General features: G+C 48.5%; 5 protein-coding genes and 1 pseudogene. 1 reads left to right on the plus strand and 5 read right to left on the minus strand.

Annotated elements, in window-relative coordinates; genetic code table 11:
* The 5 genes and pseudogenes from ACRC27_RS13555 to ACRC27_RS13575 all read right to left on the minus strand — a co-directional run.
* Nucleotides 1–397, minus strand: a pseudogene (locus ACRC27_RS13555) (zinc transporter ZupT); the annotation flags it as partial.
* A 353-nt stretch (nucleotides 398–750) separates the two neighbouring features.
* A complete protein-coding gene (gene ubiK, locus ACRC27_RS13560) occupies nucleotides 751–1,050 on the minus strand; it encodes a ubiquinone biosynthesis accessory factor UbiK (RefSeq protein WP_438622601.1) in 300 nt (99 codons plus the stop codon).
* A 149-nt stretch (nucleotides 1,051–1,199) separates the two neighbouring features.
* Complete coding sequence (locus tag ACRC27_RS13565) at nucleotides 1,200–4,337, minus strand: multidrug efflux RND transporter permease subunit (protein WP_438640126.1); 3,138 nt, start codon at nucleotides 4,335–4,337, stop codon at nucleotides 1,200–1,202.
* Between the two features lie 12 nt (nucleotides 4,338–4,349).
* Nucleotides 4,350–5,456 carry an efflux RND transporter periplasmic adaptor subunit gene (locus ACRC27_RS13570; protein ID WP_438622603.1) on the minus strand — a complete coding sequence of 369 codons (1,107 nt, stop codon included), beginning with the start codon at nucleotides 5,454–5,456 and terminating at the stop codon, nucleotides 4,350–4,352.
* Between the two features lie 159 nt (nucleotides 5,457–5,615).
* Nucleotides 5,616–6,233, minus strand: a complete 618-nt coding sequence (locus tag ACRC27_RS13575) for a TetR/AcrR family transcriptional regulator (protein WP_438622604.1) — start codon at nucleotides 6,231–6,233, stop codon at nucleotides 5,616–5,618.
* Between the two features lie 267 nt (nucleotides 6,234–6,500).
* On the opposite strand from ACRC27_RS13575, the gene ACRC27_RS13580 reads away from it, so the two are divergent.
* The coding region (locus ACRC27_RS13580) for a UvrD-helicase domain-containing protein (RefSeq protein ID WP_438640127.1) at nucleotides 6,501–7,077 on the plus strand (577 nt) is incomplete at its 3' end.

The raw sequence follows: 7,077 nt of genomic DNA on the forward strand, positions 1-7,077 counted from the left end.
CATAAGTGGCAATCCCTTCGGGGAAGTTGTGCAGGCTGATACCCAGTGTCAGCAAAATAGCCGCTCGTTTAATATCTTTGGGTGGGCGCGGTGTGCTGTGATCATGGTTGTTAAGCATCAGATCATGGGCATGATCGTGTGGTAATAAGCGGTCTAGCGCAAAATAGCCCAGTAACCCGACAATAAATGCCCCGTAACCGGTCAGCGCGCTGACACCGGGGGTAGCCAGCGTTGCTGGTAGCATTTCCATTAATGCGATTAACAACATAATGCCGGCCGCAAAGCCGAGTGAAAAACTTAAGACGCGGTTTGATGGCTTACGCCCGATAACACCGCCAATTGCACCGATAAAGGTCGCGCTACCGGCTAAAACCGTCAGTATGAGTGCAGTCGACATGATGATATCCCTTTACTATTAATTGATAATGATTCTCAGTTGCATTAATTGTAACGGGTTTTAACGGAAAATAAAGCCCACATTACAGATATAATTAATAGGAATTAACAATCAATAGCGGGTATATCATGGTTTTCTTTTAATCATATCTTTGTAAAACCGAATTATTGGGAAAATGCGGTCGATAAACTGCCAGAGAGATAAACAGCACAAAGATAAAATAATTTCAGGGATACACTGCAAAAGCAGAGCGTTGTAAGGCAAGGAGAAGGGGTGTGCGGCAACCGAAAATAAAACAGCGCATGTTGATACCGTATCTGCGCTGTTTTGATGATTTACTAAGAAAACGGCAGTTATTCGCTTTTGTCGCTCTCTTGGCTAATCGGAGCGGTGTTGGCAGATGATTGTGCAGCCAGACGCGCTTCGAGTTCGGCTAAACGAGCTTCAAACTGAGTTAGTTTTTCACGGGTACGCAACAGCACCTGAGTTTGTACATCAAACTCTTCACGGCTAACCAAATCTAACCGGCCGAGCTGTGCTTGCAGTGTTTGGCGGATTTTTTTCTCAGCCTCTTCACCAAACTCACGAATACCTTTTGGCATAGACTCATGAACTTGACGGGCAAGTTGCTCAATTTTTTTTGGATCAATCATCAGGGTTATCCTCCGAAAGTGCTCTAAGCATTGTACGGCAAGCATCGCGAATAGGTAATAAAAAAGGCCAGCGACAAGGCGCTGGCCTGTGTGAGCAATAACACAGTTACAGAAGGTTAACCCTTATTTTTACTGTGTGTTGATCATATTCACTGTGGATCACGGCTTTCACGGTTTTGCTGGATAGCAGCACGAGCTTCATCAACCCGTTGTAACTTTTCCAGATCTTTATCTTCCACAAATACCGGCAGCGGTTTGTGCTGGCTGGCAAGGAAAGTGTAGATAACCGGCAGTACAAACAGGGTAAACAGTGTACCGATGGCCAGACCGGATACGATAACAATCGCCATACTGAAACGTGCTGCTGCACCCGGCCCTGAGGCATACAGCAGTGGGATCAGACCGGCAATCATCGCCGCGGTGGTCATCAGAATTGGGCGTAAACGCACTTTGGCGGCGGCCATGACGGCATCCATACGGTTACGGCCGTGCATCAACTGCTCTTCTTTGGCCACTTCACAGATCAAAATACCGTGTTTGGTTATCAAACCAACCAGCGTAATCAAGCCCACCTGTGAGTAGATGTTCATGGTGGCAAAGCCCCATGCCAGCCCGATCAGCGCACCACAAATTGCCAGTGGTACGGAAACCATGATCACCAGCGGGTCACGCAGTGATTCAAACTGAATCGACAGTACCAAGAAGATAACCGCCAGTGCTAAACCGAAAGTCCCCATCAGGGCATTACCTTCGTTAACAAACTGACGAGATTCACCGGTAAAGTTATAGCTATAACCTTGTGGTAACTTCTCAGTTGCTTGGCCTTCAATCCAGCTCACCGCATCACCCATTGCTACACCCGGAGCCAGAACCGCACTCAGGGTTGCTGAGTTCATCTGGTTGAAGTGTGACAGTGATGGTGGCGCTGACTGAACGGTCATCTTCACGAAGTTGCTCAGTGGCACTGATTTACCGTCAGCAGCACGTACGTACAACTGGTTCAGCAGATCAGGGTTCAGACGATACTTACGCTCAAGCTGCGGGATCACTTCATACGAGCGGCCATACAGGTCAATCCGGTTTACATAGCCATCGGCCAGCATGGTTGACAGCGTATTACCGATGCTCTGCATCGTAACACCGTATGCACCGGCCTTGTCTTTATCAATCTGGATATTGACGGTGGCCGAGTTAAAGTTCAGATCCATTGATGAGTAAACAAACATACCGTTACTCTGGATCTGGCCCAACATATCTGTCGCAATCTGGAACAGGCTCTCGAAGCTGTTCGGTGTAGTGATAACAAACTGGAATGGCAGGCCGCTTGATGCACCCGGCAGAGCCGGCATCTGGAATGCAGTCACTGACATTGCCGGCAAGTCTTTCACCAGACCGGTCACTCGGTTGGCCACTTCCTGCTGAGAAGCGGTACGCTCACTCCACGGTTTGAGTGTTGCCAAACCGAAGGCCTGATTCGCAGTAGGGATACCCGAGAAAATCTGCGAGTACTGTACTTCCGGCTGTTCAGACAGGATTTTGTTGATCGGTGCCATGCTCTGCTGGATGTAATCCAAGTTCGCATTTGACGGCGCTGTACCCATCAGAACGACCACACCGTTATCTTCATTCGGCGCAAGTTCGCTTGGAATGAATTTAAACAGCAGAGGCAGCGACATAAACACCAGTACTGCAAAGGCAATCACAACCGCACGGTGCTGCATAATGGCGTGCATAATGCGGTCGTAACGTTCAGTCAGATTATCCAGTGCGGTATGTACGGTCAGCTCGAATTTGCTCGGTTTGTCGTGTGCTTTGAGGATATGTGCACACATCATCGGCGACAGTGTCAGTGCGATAATACCGGAAACCAGTACCGCACCGGCCAGTGTCAGCGCAAACTCTTTAAACAGTGAACCGGTCAGGCCGCCCATCAGAGCAATCGGGGCGTATACCGCGCCGAGCGTCAGGGTCATAGCGATAACCGGTACAGCGATTTCACGAGTACCAATAATCGCCGCACGGAACGGAGACTCACCCTCTTTAATGTGCCGATCGACGTTTTCGAGAACGACGATCGCATCATCTACCACCAGACCGATTGCCAGCACCATCGCCAGCAGCGTCATCAGGTTTAAGGTAAACCCGAAGAACTGCATCATCATCGCCACACCAATCAGTGACAGCGGGATGGTGACAACGGGGATCAGTACCGCACGGAAAGAGCCGAGGAACAGCGTAATCACCACCAGTACAATCACACCCGCCTCGACAATGGTTTTCACCACTTCATCGATAGAGTCATTGATTGCAATCGTTGAGTCATACATCACGTTCATCTGAATCGTGCTTGGCATGTTACGGGTCATGTCCGGTAACAGTTTGAGCACGTTAGCCGCAACGGTAATCGGGTTCGCTGATGGCGCACCGTTAATCGCGGCAACCACCGCTTCACGGCCGTTTGCAGAGGCACGATACAAGTCATGGCTTTTCGCCATCGTGACTTTTGCAATATCGCCTAAACGAATCACCTGACCACTTTTGTTGCTGTTGATCACCAGATTTTCCATGTCAGAGACATCGTTAACCTGAGTATCGGCATTACCGTTGTAGAACACGAAGTCGCCGTTTACCTGACCGGTCGCTGACTGGTAGTTGTTGGCGGTCATCACCTGCACTAAATCGGTTGAGGTAATCCCAAATGCTGCCATTTTGGCCGGATCAGGCCATACGCGCATCGCGTACTTTTCCCCGCCGTACAGGTCAACTTTCGCGACCCCATCAACGGTAAACAGCATCGGTTTTACTACCCGATCAAGGTAGTCAGCAATCTGGCTAGAGTTCAACTCTTTACTGGTAAAGCCTAGGTAGAGAATACCCGTACTTGAACCGGTTGAACTGGTAATCGTCGGGTCTTGCGCCTCTTTCGGGATCTGAGAGCGCACCGAGTTTACCTTCGCCAGAATATCCGACATCGCGGCATTGGGGTCGGTGTTCAACTTCATGTAAACCGTAATGGTAGAAGAACCCATCAGGCTGCTTGAGGTCATGAAGTCAATGTTATCCGCTTGTGCAATGGCCTGCTCAAGCGGGGTAGTGATAAAGCCCTGAATCAGATCAGCACTGGCACCGTAGTAACTGGTGCTGACCGTGATCACGGTATTGGTCATGTCAGGATACTGACGTACCTGCATTTTTAACAAAGCTTGCAGGCCGAGCAATGCGATCAGAAAACTGATCGAAATCGCAAGTACCGGCCGCCGTATAAATATATCGGTAAAGCGCATCATTACACTCCGGTCTTATAGCATCGGTGGCTGTGCTGGCGCGACCAGCGGATCATCATTCACGACATGCACTTTGCTGCCGTTACTCAGACGAACCTGACCTGTGGTAACCAAACGATCGCCCGCTTTTAAGCCTTCAAGCACGTGTACGCTGTCACCTTTACGATCACCGGCTTTCACCGTGATTTGTTCAGCGCGCAGTACACCCTCTTTCTCTTGCAGGACATACGCAGTTTCACCGTACAGCGTAAAAGTGATTGCCGTTTGCGGGATCACAATCTGATCGGCAAGCGTAGGCAGAATAATCTTCGCCTGTGCAAACATACCGGAACGCAGGCGGCCATCGTTGTTTGGAATATCTGCCTGAATTTCAATCAAACCGCTTTGTGCAGTAACTGCCGGTTCAATCGCTGTTACCTGACCTTTGAACGGCACTTGTGGGTAAGCATCAACATAAATGTCGATTGGCTGACCGGTGTGTACGCGAGAGATTTCCGTTTGTGGGATAGTGAAGCGCAGTTTCATCACCGACACCTCTTCTAAACGCACAATATTGGTACCCGGCTGCAGGTATTGGCCTAAGTTGATATTACGAATACCGACAATGCCGCTAAATGGTGCGCGGATTTTGTAGTGATCGATAGTCGCCTTTAGGCTCTCAATTTGGGCCAGCAGAGACGCGTAGTTAGCCTGCGCTTCATCTAAGCTTGATTTAGAGACAAACTTGGTTTTTGACAGCTCTAAATAGCGCTGATAAGTGGCTTTTACAGACGGTAATTTTGCCTGTGCCGCCTGCAAATTAGCACGTTCAACTTGATCATCAAGCTGCACCAGCACGGTTCCCGCAGTTACCTGATCGCCAGAGTTAAAATTGATCTGTTTTACGATGCCGGGAGTTTGCGTTGATACAAACACACCCTGATTTGGCTCGATAAAACCGATCGCTTCAATCGTCGGGATCCAGTTGGTAGACTTAATCGTCATTTCCGTTACCGGATAATCCGGCTCGGGGCGGTTCGCCAGTGCGTTGGCGATCATATGCTGTTTGAACATGTTAAACCCGATGACGCTGCCAAGAAGGACAACCACCAGCAATAACATCCCTGCGACCCATTTTTTCATCTTGATCTGATGCTCCGTATTAAAAATATCGCTCTGTTAATATGTTCGCGTTCCGTGTGTTTATCCCTTAGCTGGGCTGATTTCACAGACTTATGGTGCGAATACTGACTTATCGGGCTTATGCAATAAGGCGCATTTATCCCGCGTATAATCTCTTTATTATCTCTTATCGGGCCGTAAAATTGCGCGCCAACTGGCTTCAATGGTTTGTTCTATGATCTGCGGGCTAAACGTGGTGGTATCACCGTGAATACTCATGCGCCGAAAAAGCCCCTGCGCAGTTTCTAAACTTAACGTAGATAACACCTGTTGCGGTAAATCAATTAACTCACCGCTTGCCACCCCCTCTTCCAGCACTTTAAACCAAACGGCATAACGCTCACGCTGTTCAGCCCATAACGGGCGGCTGAAACCGGGTACATTATCGTACTGATACTGGTTATTGATTTGGTTGGGGTTTTGACAACAAAATTGCCATAAATTCAACCACAACTGGCGATAACGGCCATACAAAGGCCCCTCTGTTGCCACATCGGCACAGATTTGGTTGGCAATACGGGTACGAATTGCAGCTGCCAGTTGAATCAGCAGATCGTGTTTATCTTTAAAGTGGCAATAGATAGTACCGGCCGCAATACCCGCCTGCTGAGCCACTTTCTGCATAGAAAGCCCTTGAAAACCGTGGGTGGCCAAGACAATTTCAGTTGCCGCAAGGATCTGTTCTCGGGTATCGAGCATGGTAAATTCAGAGGTTCCTGAAGGGTTATTTATCATCATACAGTACGGCAGTGAATACCTGATTCGGGCAAAATAGCACCGATACTGAATGAACGTTCATTTCACATTATTGTAAGCGTTATTTGCATTTGTGCAAACAAAACCCAATGTTACCGCATAAAATTACACGACCATTCGGTACGAATGTTACTTACTGTTTATGAGATAATAAGCCAGCAGCAGTATCTCACGGTTTTTTAGCCTGTTTTTAGGGATGAAGTGCTAAAATCAGCGCGGTATTTGGCAGTAAATTTTCGGAGAAGTGGTATGCGTTTAAACCCCCGTCAGCAGGAAGCAGTAGAGAGTGTCAGCGGCCCCTGCCTTGTTTTAGCCGGTGCAGGTTCGGGTAAAACACGGGTGATCACCACCAAAATTGCGCACCTGATCCGCGTTTGTGGTTATCAGGCTCGCCACATTGTTGCTGTAACGTTTACTAACAAAGCCGCGCGTGAAATGAAAGAGCGTGTTAGCCAGACACTCGGCCGCCATGAAACCAAAGGGTTGTTGGTTTCCACCTTTCACTCACTCGGGTTAGAAATTTTAAAACGAGAACACAAAGCCATTGGTCTCAAAAGCGGTTTTTCACTGTTTGATGACCAAGACCAAATGGCTCTGCTCAAAGAGCTAACAGAGACCCAACTGCAGGGCGATAAAGACCTGCTTAGCCAGCTGGTAAACCAAATATCAAGCTGGAAAAATGATCTAATTTTGCCCGAGCGTGCCAAAGTGATCGCACAAGGTGAACAGGGCTTTTTATTTGCCTACTGCTACGAGCAGTACGACAAACAGTTGCGCGCCTGTAATGTGCTCGATTTTGATGATCTGATTTTGCTGCCGACGTTAC

Source organism: Plesiomonas sp. (assembly GCF_051650925.1).
In the GTDB taxonomy this organism is placed as follows: domain Bacteria; phylum Pseudomonadota; class Gammaproteobacteria; order Enterobacterales; family CAMTGL01; genus Plesiomonas.